Genomic DNA, 13,699 nt, shown 5'->3' on the forward strand with positions numbered 1-13,699 from the left:
TTTTTTTCTCAGAAAAGATAATCTACTTATACTGCTAAGTAAATGCCGATCTTATATCGATTGCTTCAATTTTCTAATCTGTAATAAGGAGCTAACTCATGGATACTTTGGAAAAATTTAAATCCTATAAAGAAAGTGGTGAGCTTATCAATTCTGATATCTCTAATGAAGTGAGTGCGTTCAAAGAGGAATTGCTTTCGCATGAATTTTTTTCCAAGTTAGGTTCTCTTTTATATGATTTATTGGAAGCGTATGATATCAGTGTAAAAGTGAGTGATATCAGTGAAGTACTTTTTAGCATACCAATGCCACGTATCCAGAGCGAAAAGCTGATTACGGAAATTCCCCCTGAAGGCATAATCATCGACCAACCAGGTGTTTACAAATTCGCAAAGTCAAAAAAAATATCTTGGTCTCCTAATTCAGATACGGCCTGCGGCATTATCATACTATGCGATAATGTAACTCTAGATTTACAGCAAAGTGATTTAAATGCTGTTGTGCAAGACAGTTCTAAGCATCTCATTGGAATAGCGGTATATTATGCTTCAAATGTAACCATTATGAATGGATCACTGACTAATATGTGTCTTTATGGTATTCAAGCAGAAATGGTTGAATATCTAACCATTGATAGTGTCAATATTAGTGGATTGGAATATAAAAATACAAATATTCGTAACGCTTGTCCGACGGGTGTTCAGATAAAAATGGCTAGAAATGTTAAAGTTGTTGATTGCAAAATGGAATATTTTTATGTGACCGCTGATGCTTGTTCAGGTATTCAATTTTTAAATACTCTTTATGGTGAAGTAAAAAACTGCAGCGTCAGTAATCTTTATAATTATGCTGGAGGTATAAATGGTTTTAGTTATGCGATGTCGCAAGGTATCAAAACTAAAAATTGCCATGCTGAGTCAATACAATCTCATTTTGGTTGTAATATCCGCACAATAGGGCATACCGTATTAGGCTTTATCCCGGTGTTCTGTGATGATTTTGAATTTGAAAATTGCTCAGCCAAAAATATTATCGGCAGTTGTGATGACTGTCACGGTATGTCGGTATTTCTTGATATGAATGTCACGGTAAAAAACTTTTATGCTGAGCATGTCAAGGATGGCGTAACACAGTTTAATACAGGGGCAAAAGCCACGGGGCTGGAAGTTTATGGTATCGATGTATCTCTCACCGACTGTCGTGTGGATAACATTCGCGCGATTAATCCACAGGATAAAGTAAGCACAGGTTTTAGTGTATGGGGAGAAAATATCGCTTTATCTCGTTGTTCGGCATCCAATGTGTATGTTAATAACCTGCAAGATCAAAATATTATAATTGGAATGGGAACAGGATTTGGTTGGGCGCCAGACCCAAGACTTTACGCTATTGGTGCGAAAAATGTGACTTATCAGAGCTGTGAGGCGATCAACTGTCAGGTTGGTTTTGACACGTGGAATCACATTAACGGCACATGGCGAGATCTGACTTATTATAATTGTGCGATTAACATTTTGGTTGAACCTGGTGGTGTGCGCACTTTATATGGAACCCCTTGTACAGAATGTAATCCACCTGTGACAGTGCAAGTCCATAATCAAGCGAAAAACAATGTTTATCCTGGATCAGCTGAAAACCAGTTGCTTTCGGCTAAGCCTGCTTATTCTACTAGTGACCCTGTCATTAAATATGCTTATCCCACTGGTAATATTAACGGTTTAAGCTTTCCTACTGCTTTATCTAGGCTAGAGAGTGTAAAAAGTCAGTGGTGGTTTTATGTTGGCTTGCTTGAGGACGATCAAGGCGATGACCATTCGTTTGAATTAACGTTTATCGAGCCAAATTCTAATGTTTTATTAGATGGTTTGTGCTTAACCGCCGTTGACTTTGATTTTAGTTTTAGCTCAAAAGGAAATCACTTTCACGTTACTTCCTCTTATGGTGGGGATGAGCCTGAGAATGTATTGCAATCAGTGATTAATGCCTTAGGTTTTGGAAGCGTTAAAAGCCAAGCTGAAGACTACCATATTAATGTGGATTTATTGTCAGGTACGACTGTTCGGGTAAGCTATGATGCTGAAAGCAGTAGACCATCGGCTTCTATGTATACAGGTCAAATAGGGCAGCCTGGAAGTGCATACATATTAGAGGGGCAAGGCAGTACGTGGTTGTGGAAATATTCTAAGGATGAAAAAGCTGAAACGGCTCCTTATCAATACTCATTGAAAGTCCATGTGATTGATGAGCGTGGATTGGTTCCAGAAGGCCTCGGTTCGTACGTGGGGATTGACCCAATTCACCAAGCAGGTGATACCAAGAACAGTTCTGTGGAATATGCTCAACCTCGACTTAGTGTTATAAGTTGGGAGGTTACGATTACTCGTCACGCAGAGTGGTGGCCGTTGTCTCAATGGGAGCAATTTGAAGGTTTTGAGGAAAGCTATCATTTTCATGGTGATAGTAGTGATCATAGTGGCGATGTAAGTCATCTTTGGCTTGATCGACAGGCTCTGTTTGATGCTCCTACCTCATATCGAGCTTGTAAAGCCAACCAGATAGTGGAGATTCTAGCTAAGGCTCAAAGCATACTAGAACCACAAGGACGAAGCATTTTAAACGAGGTGAAACAAGAGGGTAAATCGCTACCATCGGATAGCCTGACAGGCAAACTGGCATCCCATATTGCTTCACTTTCATCCAAATCTCCTGCAAGCAAGCAATTATACTTAGGCTGTTGGCTGCCTGTGGTATTAACTAAAGGTGCCTATGCGGGATCAACGCTGTTGTTTGTTGCTTTTTGGAATAAAGCGCATAGTGTGGGCAATTATGATACTGATAAGGGGGATGCAAAGCCGGCTAGCTTTATGAATTTGTATACAGGTATTTTAGGACCTAATGCAATAGATACTTATTCCGCTTATGCAATTTCGGATTTGTTAAATCCGTATCAGGCAATAGACCCACAAGTTAATGATCAGGGGAATAATTATCGCATTCAATTTACCAAGCAATTTCAAAAAGTAGGCGACTCGCCATATCCACAATGTTGGGCTTGTGAAATTGAGGTAACCGTTAAGGCTTTTTCCCAAGCACGTTACGTACTTTCGGCATATGCCAAGCGTGCAGGTCGAGAGGAAGCATGTGGGGTAGATCAAGATCTTACGTTTACGATTAAGACCGTCACGCCTTATACGAGGACCACAATGCTATCTTCATCTTTAGGGGCTCCGATCTATGAAGGCGCAAGCCGCATATATATGAAAGATGGAACGGAAGTGGGCTCCGGTTGGGTTGAGCAAATGGTTACCCCTCCTAACCCGAAATAACCAATATAGGACGGCTGTTAAGGCTTTTAAGAAAAATGTCACTTATCGTTGCGATCTTTCGAAAGTATATTCCTTCAAAGTCGTGTCTTAATTGATGATTTCTCTGAAAGCCTAAGGTTTTGACGGCTTATTTATCGCCTTCCTAAGTAACGTTAATACTGCACTTCAGAGCCGTATTAGCGTTACGTTTACGCAATAATCGGAGTAATCTGGTAGTACCATCCATTCCTACTGGTTTATTTCTACTAATATCTGTTTTCAATTCACCTTGTTGGATTCTATTCCACAGCACGCCTCACTGATTTGCCTATCCGTGTCTAGAGTGGCTTTAGCTCGGCAGCATGATTCGATGTTTGTATCTCCGCTAAATTACCCAGTTTGGTTTTTTAAGGATTTGTTTCGCCATATACTGATGAAAAGAAGTAGAGTGGAATAATAAGACTTATGTCCTCAATGAAGATTTATTACGGCATGGCTCAGTGGCAACACCCTGCTTGGGTGAACTGGTTGTATCCGGGCTCTTTGGCAACAGGAGAGCGAATAGGCCGTTATTCCCAAGTGTTTTCTACTGTTGAGGTGGGCAGTACTTTTTACACTAAGGTGGATAATGCTCAGTTGATGCGTTGGTATGAGTCGGTCAATGATGGGTTTAAATTTAGTTTTAAAGCGCCGCAGACGGTCACTCATCGTTTAATTGAGCGACCTTGGCAAGGGGTGCAACGGGATTGGCTGGAATTTATGGGGTCGTTGGAGCCCTTGTTGAGTAAGCTTGGGCCAACAATGCTGCAGTTCCCTGCTGTGTGCGATGAGCGTGCGCTGGAAACGATTCTAGCTTTATGTGATTTGTGGTCGCTGTCGGCACCGTTATCGGTGGAAGTGCGTCATTTGGCGTATTTTGATAAAGGTAATACAGAGCGTTGTTTGTTGTCCGCATTGTCTGAGCGTGGCGTGAATCGGGTTGTTATGGATTCACGTCCGGTGTTTTCTACGGATGCCTATTGTGACAGCTTGGTGGATGCACAAAAGAAAAAGCCTCGTGTGCCTTGTCACCCTATTGCGACTTCAGGGCATCCTGTGGTGCGTTTTATTGGTCATCCAGATTTACCTCTTAATGACGCTTGGCTGGACCAATGGGCGATGAAACTGTCGCAATGGTTGTCTGAAAGGCTGACGCCGAGCGTATTTGTGCATTCCTCGGATAATATTGCCGCGCCCACATTGGCAGCTCAATTGGATGAAAAGGTGCGAGATTTACGCCCTGAGTATCAAGCGAAATTGTCTTTGCCTCAAAGTCAAGAGCAAGTTAGTCTATGGTAGTGGTGTGTTGAAAATGGCTTTACCTATAATAATAATTAGTTAATAACTAAGGAGAGTTTTATGTATTCACTCATATTTTATGTGCCTGAAACAGATTTAGATAAAGTAAAACAGGCGTTGTTTTCTGTGGGGGCTGGGTCATTAGGGAATTATGATCATTATTGCTGGCAGATTAAAGGAGAGGGGCAGTTTCGACCTCTTGAGGGGGCAGACCCGCATTCTGGGAAGGTGAATGAGATTTCACACATTTGCGAGTATCGTGTTGAAATGCTGCTGCAAGAAGATGTCAAGCAGGGCGCAATTAATGCCTTGTTGTCCTCACACCCTTATGAGGAAGTGGCTTATCATATTATTCCGATACAACGTTAAATATAATGGTGTCTTCATGGAAACCATAATGGCCTTTTTTGTGGTCCTCAATAAAGAAGTTTAGCGTTTTGCTGACGCTGCTAAAGGCTAATTCATCCCATGGGATGTTATCCAGTTCAAATAAGGCGACTTCCGAGCTTTCTTCTGTGGCATGAAAGTCGTCTTGCTCAAGCTCTGCAAGGTAAAACAAATGAATTTGGTTAATGTGCGGAATGCTAATCATGCTAAACGCTTGTTTGCAGGTTGCATTTGAGCCGCTTTCTTCAAGTGTTTCGCGCAGAGCGCCTTCTCTTGTGGTTTCCTGATTTTCCATAAAGCCTGCGGGTAAGGTCCAGTAGCCGAAACGGGGCTCTATGTTGCGTCTACATAAGAGTACTTTGCCCTTATAGAGGGGGAGGGTGCCAGTGATGAGTCTTGGGTTGTCATAGTCGATAAAGTCACATTGAGGACATACGGCTCGTTCTCTGTTGTCGCCTTCTGGTATCGTCATGTTCACGGCGTGGCCGCAGTTTGGACAAAATCTCATGGGTACATCCTTAGCGTTTTCACTTAAGCTTAGCGTTTGAGCCTGAGCTTGGCGAATTTAACAACTTTATCTTCTATTTCTTGAATTTCAATCTGGTAATGACCTACCCATAAACTAATAGGGTGTTCAGGAATAAATTCTAGCGTTTCAATAATCAGGCCGTTTAGGGTTTTTGGACCATCGGTCGGCAAATGCCATTCTAGGGTTTTATTGATGTCTCGAATGTGTGTTGATCCTTCGATTCTAAAGGAGCCGTCTTCTAGGGGCTGAATCTCTTCTTCTTCGTCTTGTGTTGGGGGGGTGAATTCCCCGACGATTTCTTCTAACACGTCTTCTAATGCGGCGATACCTTGAACATCGCCATATTCGTCCACCACGATACCCATTTGTTGGTGATCTTTTTGGAAGTTCAGCAATACGGTATTGAGAGAAGTACTCTCTGGGATAAAGTAGGGCTCAACCGTGGCTTTTAATAACGCCGCTTTCGAGGGATTTGGATCTTGTAAGAAAGTGGCCGCACGACGGGAATGAAGAATGCCGATGACTTTATTGAGCTCACCATTATAAACTGGCATGCGGGTATGGCGGCTGCTACAGACTTGTTCAATGATTTCTTCAATGCTGTCTTCAATATCAATGCCCACCACTTCATTGCGAGGAATCATAATGTCTTCTACGGAGACTTTTTCAAGGTCCAAAATCGACAAGAGCATTTCTTGGTGAGCGGCTGGAATCAAGCCGCTTGCTTCATTAACGACGGTACGAAGCTCTTCAGAGTCTAACTTGTTTTGGTCATTTTGGATGGTATGCACACCAAAAATCCGTAATAAGCCGTTGGATAGGCCGTTAACAAAAACGACAATAGGGTAAAACACTTTCAGCAGGATCGATAGCAGCCAGGACGCTGCAAAAGCCACTTTTTCAGGGTGAAGTGCTGCCATGGTTTTTGGGGTCACTTCGGCGAAGATAAGGACAATCAATGTAAGTGCGGCTGTGGCAATGGCGACACCTGCGTCGCCCCAAATACGCACAGCAATGATGGTTGCAATCGCAGACGCTAAAATATTAACAAAGTTATTGCCAATCAGAATAAGGCCAAGCAGGCGATCTGGGCGCTCGAGTAATTTGCTGACTCGCATTGCCGTGCGGTTTTTGTTTTTCACCAGATGCTTAAGACGATACTTGTTCAAGGTCAGCATGCCTGTTTCTGAGCTAGAGAAAAAGGCGGAGATTATGATTAGACTAAAAAGTATGCCACCGAGAATACTTAAGGGAACATCGTTCAAGAAGGGACTGCCTCAATTGTTAAGATAAAAGGGATTATTAGTGCTTAAAAAGTTGCTGTCAAATGACTTTATAGTATTAGACGTTAATGCATAATAATTTGTAACGCAATTTGACTGCCAAAATAGCCTAACATAAGCAAGAAGAAGCCACTGAGCGTGAGCTTGACCGCCAATTGGCCGCGCCACCCTGCATAGCGTCTACCAATCAATAATCCTGCAAAAACAAACCAAGAAGCAATGGTGAAGAAGGTTTTGTGAACCATGTGCTGGGCAAAAATATCGTCAATGAAGTAGAAGCCTGTGGCAATGGCTGCGGTTAAGAAAATAAAAGCGGCCCAGATGAATTCAAACATCAGGCGTTCTAATACTTGCAGCGGTGGTACTCTAAGAAGTTGTTTTAACTTATGATTTTTTAGCTGGTATTCTTGGATGGATAATAAAATTCCCACTCCACAGGCGGCAGTAAATAAACTGTAGGCAACGCACGCAATTAATATATGGATGCTGGTGCCCCAAGAGTTACTATGCAATTCATGTAGGTTCCAAGGCTGAATCGCATTCAGGGCAATAATAATGGCTGTCAGTGGAAACGAAACCGCCATAAGAAGAGATAAATCTTTATCGCGGCTGCTAAACCACAGCAACGCATTGCCAATCACGGCAATTAACAATCCAATGGTTAAAAAAGTAAAGCCATTTCTATCTAGCAGCGTGAGACCTAATGCATAGGCATGCAAAGCGATGGCAAGTGCACCAATAAACTGTGTAGGGCGCGCTTTTGGGCAAAAATAGTACGTGATACCCGAGGTAAAACATGCAATACAAGCAAGCCAAAGCGATAATTGAGTCATGAAACTGATAGATCCATTAGTAAAGGTATAGGGTGACAATCATTTATCCGTTATAATAGGGTGAATTTCACCTTGGTTAAACCGTGAATGAAGGTTTTTTCCATAATAGAGCAAATTTTGAGGGCAACATGTTCGACAGTTTATCGAATCGCTTAACCTCCTCGCTTGATCGTATTCGAGGTCGTGCCAAATTAACAGAAGACAATATCAAAGACGTACTGCGTGAAGTGCGTATGGCGCTTCTCGAAGCCGATGTTGCTCTGCCTGTTGTTAAAGATTTTATTGCGGCGATTAAAGAACGCGCCGTGGGCACCGAAGTTACAAAAAGTTTAAGTCCAGGCCAGGTCTTTCTTAAGATTGTTAAGCAAGAGCTGGAAAATGTCATGGGTCAAGCCAATGACGAGCTGAATTTACGGGCTGCCCGTCCTGCGGTGATCTTGATGGCGGGGTTGCAAGGGGCGGGTAAAACCACTTCGGTTGCGAAGTTGGCGAAGTTCCTAAAAGAACGCCATAAAAAATCGGTCTCCGTGGTCAGTGCCGACATTTATCGCCCAGCGGCAATCAAACAGCTTGAAACGCTTGCGGGTGAAGTCGGGGCGGATTTTATTCCCAGTGATTTAACGCAAAAACCGATTGATATCGCGAACAATGCCATCGATTACGCTAAGAAAGCTCATAAAGATGTATTGATCGTCGATACGGCAGGTCGTTTGGCCATTGATGACGACATGATGGCTGAGATTAAAGCGTTGCACGGTGCTATTAACCCGATCGAGACACTTTTTGTGGTCGATGCCATGACGGGTCAAGATGCGGCGAATACGGCGAAAGCATTTGGTGATGTGTTACCCCTGACAGGGGTGATTTTAACCAAGACCGACGGTGATGCCCGTGGCGGTGCGGCGTTGTCGGTTCGCCATATTACTGGTAAACCCATTAAGTTCTTAGGTGTAGGGGAGAAAACGAGTGCGTTAGAACCTTTCCACCCTGATCGTTTGGCGTCCCGTATTTTGGGGATGGGCGATATGCTTTCTTTAATAGAGGAAGCAGAGCAAAAGATCGATAAAGAAAAAGCGGAAAAGCTTGCGGGTAAGCTGAAAAAAGGTAAAGGCTTCGATTTAGAAGACTTTAAAGAACAGCTTCAGCAGATGAAAAATATGGGCGGTATGGGCTCCATGCTGGACAAGCTTCCAGGTATGGGGCAGCTAGGTAATATTCAAGACAAAGTGAACGATAAAATGTTTGTTCAAATGGAAGCCCTGATTAACTCCATGACACCCGCAGAGCGTCGTAATCCAGATGTCATTAATGGTTCCCGTAAAAAACGTATCTCAAGCGGTGCGGGGTTGCAGATCCAAGATTTAAATCGTCTCTTAAAACAGCATAAGCAAATGCAAAAGATGATGAAAAAAATGTCTGCGAAAGGTGGCATGAAGAAAATGATGCGAGGCTTAGGGGGAATGATGCCGGGTGGTGGCATGCCTGGTGGTGGAAATTTCCCTAAATTTTAGAAACGTTCTCTAAATTTTTAATGTATCTTCTTGTTTTTATTAGCGGCAGTTAAAAAACTGCCGTTTTTAATGTCTGGGTGAGTAATTCGCCCTTTTGTTTTTCTAGTTAATCGACTAGAATATGCCGCCTTCTTGTAGTATGAGTCAAAAATCGACTCGGCAAGGGGTGTTTCGTTAAGCAATAAGGAACCAATCATATGGTAACTATTCGTCTTTCTCGTGGTGGCTCTAAAAAGCGCCCATTCTATCATTTGAACGTGGCTGATAGCCGTCGTGCTCGTGATGGTCGTTATATCGAACGTTTGGGTTTCTTTAACCCTATCGCTCGTGGTCAAGAAGAACGTCTACGCATCGATCTAGATCGCGTAAATCATTGGGTTAGCCAAGGCGCTCAACTTTCTGACCGTGCTGCTCAGCTTATTAAAGAAGCTGGCAAAAACGCTTAATACTGAGGTAATGCTATGTCTCAATTAAAGCAAGCGGCCGCTCCTGAGCAAGCCCTTGTGGTTGGACGCATTACATCAGTTTATGGTGTTAAAGGGTGGGTGAAGTTGTATTCACACACCGATCCGATGCGAGGAATCTTCGATTACAAGCATTGGTGGTTGAAAACTCCTAGTGGGTGGAAAACCGTTGAACTAAACCAGGGACGTCTGCAAGGCCGTGGCTTGGTGGCATCGGTAAAAGGTTATAGCGACAGAGATCAAGTAAAAGAACTCTGTGGGTTAGATATCTACATTGATGCCAAAGAACTCCCAGCATTAGAGGAAGGTGATTATTACTGGAGTCAGCTGGAAGGTCTTAGGGTTACAACCAAAGAGGGTGTCCTCTTAGGGAAGGTTTCTCAACTGATGGAAACCGGTGCGAATGATGTTCTTGTTATCCGTGCGTGTGAAGGCAGTTTTGATCGTGAAGAACGCCTGATTCCTTATGCACCAGGTACTTATGTTTTAGATATTAATCTTGAACAGCAGGAAATGGTGGTCGATTGGGATCCGGAATTTTAACTGACAAACTGAGGTCACAACGTGAAGGTTAGCGTGATATCGCTTTTTCCGGAAATGTTTCAAGCCATTACCCAGTATGGTGTGACGGGCAGAGCCATTAAGTCTGGTTTAGTCGAGATGGATTTTATAAATCCCCGAGACTTTACTCATGACCGACATAAAACAGTAGATGATCGGCCTTATGGTGGTGGTCCAGGGATGCTGATGAAAGTTCAGCCTCTCAAAGATGCGATTGCGAGTGCCAAATTATTGGTGCCCAACGCAAAAGTTATTTATCTGTCCCCTCAAGGGCGTACGCTGACGCAAGAAGGCGTGCAACAGCTTGCTAAACAAGCAGAATTTATTCTGGTAGCAGGCCGTTATGAAGGCGTTGATGAGCGTTTGATTCAATCTGAGATTGATGAAGAATGGTCGATTGGCGACTTTGTCCTAAGTGGTGGTGAATTGCCGGCCATGGTGCTTATGGATGCTGTATTTCGTATGGTACCTGGGGTGCTAGGAAAGCAGGCCTCGGCGGACGAAGATTCGTTTGCTGATGGGTTGTTGGACTGCCCGCATTACACTCGCCCAGAAGTTTTGGATGGTGAACCTGTCCCTTCTGTATTACTTAGTGGCAACCACGAGGAGATCAGACGCTGGCGATTAAAGCAAAAGCTCGGAAGAACTTGGCAACGCCGGCCAGACCTTTTGCAAGACCTTGAGTTGGACAAGGAACAGCAAAAGTTGTTAGAAGAGTTTATTCGCGAAACTGAAGATTCAACCTCGGCAGAGTAGGAATTGCGAGCTTATCAGACAGAAGAACCTTCATGCTGATAAGAAACCAATATCATTAGGAGTCACATCCATGAGTAATAAAACTAAACTGATTCAGCAGATTGAAGCTGAACAGATGACAAAAGATGTCCCAGCCTTCGGCCCTGGTGACACGGTTGTTGTCCAAGTTAAAGTAAAGGAAGGTTCACGCGAGCGTCTACAGGCCTATGAAGGCGTTGTAATTGCTAAGCGTAACCGCGGCCTTAACTCTGCATTTACCGTTCGTAAAATCTCTAGCGGTATCGGTGTAGAGCGTGCTTTCCAAGTTTACAGCCCATTGGTTGAAAGCATCGAAGTGAAACGTCGCGGTGACGTGCGTCAGGCTAAGATCTACTACCTACGCGAGCGTTCTGGTAAATCAGCACGTATTAAAGAAAAATTGGCGAAACGTTAATTTTTCTGCATTAAAAAAAGGCGACGAAAGTCGCCTTTTTTTATGGAACCAATCTGCTCTATTGTGGCCTAATAGTCTCTGTATTTTGATTATTTAAGGTGTTCATGATGAATCCTCGTTCGCTTCGATCTCGCGTGTCGTTTTTTGTTGCTCTTGCTTCTCTCTTTTCTTTTACATTGTTTTCTAATACAGCGCAGGCGGGGGTGGCTGAAGTCAAAGCTGCGATTAAGCGAGCCTTACCTCAATACTCAATCGACAGTATTTCGCTTCATAAGGGCACAAATCTTTATACCGTTGAGCTAAAGGATGGTCCAACGCTGCATATGAGTCCTGATGGCAAGTATTTTATTGTCGGGGATATGTATAAAATTGATGGCTCGCAAATCGAGAACGAAACTCAGCTAGGGAAATTGGCTAAAGTCGAGTCGTTACCCGTTTCCAAAATGATTGTGTTTAAAGCAAAACATGAGAAAGCCCATATAACGGTTTTTACCGATGTGGATTGCGCATACTGCCGAATGCTGCATAAAGAAGTGCCGGAATTAAATAAGTTGGGTATTACCGTTCGCTATCTTGCTTATCCTCGAGCAGGGATCGGCTCTCCTGCCTACAAAAAAATGGTCAGTGTGTGGTGTTCTGATAATCCTAAGGAGTGGTTTACTAAAGCAATAGAAGGAGACGATATCCCTGAAAATACCTGTGCTAACCCTGTCGCTTCTGATTACAATTTAGGTAATGAGATTGGGGTTCGTGGTACGCCGACGATGATTTTGAGTAATGGTAAGTTGGTACCAGGTTATTTGCCTGCGAACGTGTTAGCAAAAGAGCTTGGGTTATAGTGTTATCGCGAAATATTCCACTAAACATGATGTGTCTTCAGTCGTTTCAGCGTTGGGTTTGTTGGAGTGTGGCGGTATAATGACTTTAAATGGCAATTTTTGAATAAGTTTTATAAAAATCAAACTGTCTCTGTGGGGTGTAGTTTTGGAACCGGTAAAAGTCGGGATTTGTGGGCTAGGAACAGTAGGTTCTGGCAGTTTTAATATTCTTCGCAAGAATGCGGAAGAGATTACCAGACGTGTTGGCCGCAGTATTGTGATCGAGCAAGTGGGTGCCCGACGTGATAATGATGCTTGTGACACCACAGGCATTAAAGTGACTCGTGATATTTTTGATGTCGCCAACAACCCAGATATTGATATCGTGCTGGAATTGATTGGTGGTACATCCGTGGCGAAAGAGCTGGTGTTAACGGCGATTGAGAACGGTAAGCACGTAGTGACGGCCAACAAGGCCTTGATTGCCGAGCATGGTAATGAGCTGTTTGCGAGAGCTCGCGAAAAAGGCGTCATGATTGCGTTTGAAGCGGCTGTGGCGGGTGGTATTCCCATTATCAAATCTTTGCGCGAAGGTTTGTCGGCGAACCGAATTGAATGGTTGGCGGGTATCATTAATGGTACAGGTAACTTTATTCTGACTGAAATGAGTGAAAAAGGTCGTGATTTTGATGACGTGTTAGCGGAAGCTCAAGCGTTAGGTTATGCCGAAGCTGATCCGACTTTTGACATTGAAGGTATTGATGCTGCACATAAATTGACGATTTTGGCCTCCATTGCTTTTGGCATACCTCTGCAGTTTGAGAAGACCTACACCGAAGGCATCAGCCGTATCACAGCGGAAGATGTGGCCTTTGCTGATGATTTAGGGTATGCCGTAAAACACCTTGGTATGGCGCGTCGCTCCAAAACGGGAATTGAATTGCGAGTTCATCCTACACTGATTTCTCATAAGCATTTGTTGGCCAATGTGAATGGTGTGATGAATGCCGTCATGGTCAAAGGGGATGCGGTTGGCCCAACGCTGACTTACGGCGCGGGAGCGGGTGGTTTGCCTACCGGATCCTCTGTTGTGGCTGATGTTATTGATGTTGCCCGTACGTTAACGGCGGATCCTCATAACCGTGTGCCGCATTTGGCTTTCCAAGCCGATGCGTTGTCTGATACAGACGTTTTGTCAATAGAAGAAATTGAGTGTGGTTTCTTCCTGAATATGACCATTAAAGATCGTGCGGGTGTATTGGCCACCATTACCCAAATTTTGTCATCGAATGAGATTAGTATCGAATCTATTATTCAGCGTGAACGTGAAGGCAGTGAGCTGGTGCCTCTGGTGATCATGACGCATGATGTAAAAGAACGAAATATGAATGCCGCGATTGCTTCCATTGAAGCTTTACCGGATGTCGCAGGAACCGTACAGCGCATTCGTGTTGAAAATTTGGCATAAGAGAGAACAAGAT

The 13,699-nt window shown here is 43.6% G+C and carries 13 protein-coding genes; 10 read left to right on the forward strand and 3 right to left on the reverse strand.

Annotation, left to right across the window (positions count from 1 at the left end):
* Nucleotides 1–98 precede the first annotated feature (98 nt).
* From AC0VYG_RS03975 to AC0VYG_RS03985, 3 genes are all read left to right on the forward strand, one after another.
* Nucleotides 99–3,326: a hypothetical protein gene (locus AC0VYG_RS03975; RefSeq protein WP_475431055.1), complete on the forward strand. Its 3,228-nt coding sequence runs from the start codon at nucleotides 99–101 to the stop codon at nucleotides 3,324–3,326.
* A gap of 453 nt (nucleotides 3,327–3,779) precedes the next feature.
* Nucleotides 3,780–4,643: a DUF72 domain-containing protein gene (locus AC0VYG_RS03980; RefSeq protein WP_475431056.1), complete on the forward strand. Its 864-nt coding sequence runs from the start codon at nucleotides 3,780–3,782 to the stop codon at nucleotides 4,641–4,643.
* A 60-nt stretch (nucleotides 4,644–4,703) separates the two neighbouring features.
* Nucleotides 4,704–5,012: a hypothetical protein gene (locus AC0VYG_RS03985; RefSeq protein ID WP_475431057.1), complete on the forward strand. Its 309-nt coding sequence runs from the start codon at nucleotides 4,704–4,706 to the stop codon at nucleotides 5,010–5,012.
* On the opposite strand, the gene AC0VYG_RS03990 is transcribed toward AC0VYG_RS03985, so the two are convergent.
* The 3 genes from AC0VYG_RS03990 to AC0VYG_RS04000 form a co-directional block, all read right to left on the reverse strand.
* Entirely contained in the window at nucleotides 4,993–5,538 is a 546-nt protein-coding gene (locus AC0VYG_RS03990) for an NUDIX hydrolase (protein WP_475431058.1), read from the reverse strand. The two genes, AC0VYG_RS03985 and AC0VYG_RS03990, sit on opposite strands and share 20 nt — an antisense overlap.
* A gap of 29 nt (nucleotides 5,539–5,567) precedes the next feature.
* Nucleotides 5,568–6,824: an HlyC/CorC family transporter gene (locus AC0VYG_RS03995; RefSeq protein ID WP_475431059.1), complete on the reverse strand. Its 1,257-nt coding sequence runs from the start codon at nucleotides 6,822–6,824 to the stop codon at nucleotides 5,568–5,570.
* Nucleotides 6,825–6,907: 83 nt separating this feature from the next.
* Complete coding sequence (locus AC0VYG_RS04000) at nucleotides 6,908–7,675, reverse strand: cytochrome C assembly family protein (RefSeq protein WP_475431060.1); 768 nt, start codon at nucleotides 7,673–7,675, stop codon at nucleotides 6,908–6,910.
* 128 nt (nucleotides 7,676–7,803) lie between these two features.
* Between AC0VYG_RS04000 and ffh the strand changes: the two genes are divergently transcribed.
* From ffh to AC0VYG_RS04035, 7 genes are all read left to right on the forward strand, one after another.
* Nucleotides 7,804–9,186 (forward strand): signal recognition particle protein, encoded by a 1,383-nt coding sequence (gene ffh, locus AC0VYG_RS04005; protein WP_475431061.1) that lies wholly within the window; start codon nucleotides 7,804–7,806, stop codon nucleotides 9,184–9,186.
* A gap of 197 nt (nucleotides 9,187–9,383) precedes the next feature.
* Complete coding sequence (gene rpsP, locus AC0VYG_RS04010) at nucleotides 9,384–9,632, forward strand: 30S ribosomal protein S16 (protein ID WP_475431062.1); 249 nt, start codon at nucleotides 9,384–9,386, stop codon at nucleotides 9,630–9,632.
* 15 nt (nucleotides 9,633–9,647) lie between these two features.
* Nucleotides 9,648–10,193, forward strand: a complete 546-nt coding sequence (rimM, locus tag AC0VYG_RS04015; RefSeq protein ID WP_067019402.1) for a ribosome maturation factor RimM — start codon at nucleotides 9,648–9,650, stop codon at nucleotides 10,191–10,193.
* A 21-nt stretch (nucleotides 10,194–10,214) separates the two neighbouring features.
* The gene (trmD, locus tag AC0VYG_RS04020; protein WP_067019405.1) at nucleotides 10,215–10,967 is read left to right on the forward strand and encodes a tRNA (guanosine(37)-N1)-methyltransferase TrmD; all 753 of its coding nucleotides are present in this window, start codon (nucleotides 10,215–10,217) and stop codon (nucleotides 10,965–10,967) included.
* A 70-nt stretch (nucleotides 10,968–11,037) separates the two neighbouring features.
* Nucleotides 11,038–11,400: a 50S ribosomal protein L19 gene (gene rplS, locus AC0VYG_RS04025; RefSeq protein ID WP_475431063.1), complete on the forward strand. Its 363-nt coding sequence runs from the start codon at nucleotides 11,038–11,040 to the stop codon at nucleotides 11,398–11,400.
* A gap of 104 nt (nucleotides 11,401–11,504) precedes the next feature.
* Entirely contained in the window at nucleotides 11,505–12,239 is a 735-nt protein-coding gene (locus AC0VYG_RS04030) for a thioredoxin fold domain-containing protein (RefSeq protein WP_475431064.1), read from the forward strand.
* Nucleotides 12,240–12,384: 145 nt separating this feature from the next.
* A complete protein-coding gene (locus AC0VYG_RS04035; RefSeq protein ID WP_475431066.1) occupies nucleotides 12,385–13,686 on the forward strand; it encodes a homoserine dehydrogenase in 1,302 nt (433 codons plus the stop codon).
* Nucleotides 13,687–13,699: the final 13 nt, after the last annotated feature.

Source organism: Marinomonas sp. 63XJN7_7_ISO-PGPR-S23-202, from assembly GCF_056173505.1.

Coding starts and splice junctions, on each gene's coding strand:
- AC0VYG_RS03975 (WP_475431055.1), top strand. CDS start 99: ATGGATACTTTGGAAAAATTTAAATCCTATAAAGAAAGTGGTGAGCTT.
- AC0VYG_RS03980 (WP_475431056.1), top strand. CDS start 3,780: ATGAAGATTTATTACGGCATGGCTCAGTGGCAACACCCTGCTTGGGTG.
- AC0VYG_RS03985 (WP_475431057.1), top strand. CDS start 4,704: ATGTATTCACTCATATTTTATGTGCCTGAAACAGATTTAGATAAAGTA.
- AC0VYG_RS03990 (WP_475431058.1), bottom strand. CDS start 5,538: ATGAGATTTTGTCCAAACTGCGGCCACGCCGTGAACATGACGATACCA.
- AC0VYG_RS04000 (WP_475431060.1), bottom strand. CDS start 7,675: ATGACTCAATTATCGCTTTGGCTTGCTTGTATTGCATGTTTTACCTCG.
- ffh (WP_475431061.1), top strand. CDS start 7,804: ATGTTCGACAGTTTATCGAATCGCTTAACCTCCTCGCTTGATCGTATT.
- rpsP (WP_475431062.1), top strand. CDS start 9,384: ATGGTAACTATTCGTCTTTCTCGTGGTGGCTCTAAAAAGCGCCCATTC.
- rimM (WP_067019402.1), top strand. CDS start 9,648: ATGTCTCAATTAAAGCAAGCGGCCGCTCCTGAGCAAGCCCTTGTGGTT.
- rplS (WP_475431063.1), top strand. CDS start 11,038: ATGAGTAATAAAACTAAACTGATTCAGCAGATTGAAGCTGAACAGATG.
- AC0VYG_RS04030 (WP_475431064.1), top strand. CDS start 11,505: ATGATGAATCCTCGTTCGCTTCGATCTCGCGTGTCGTTTTTTGTTGCT.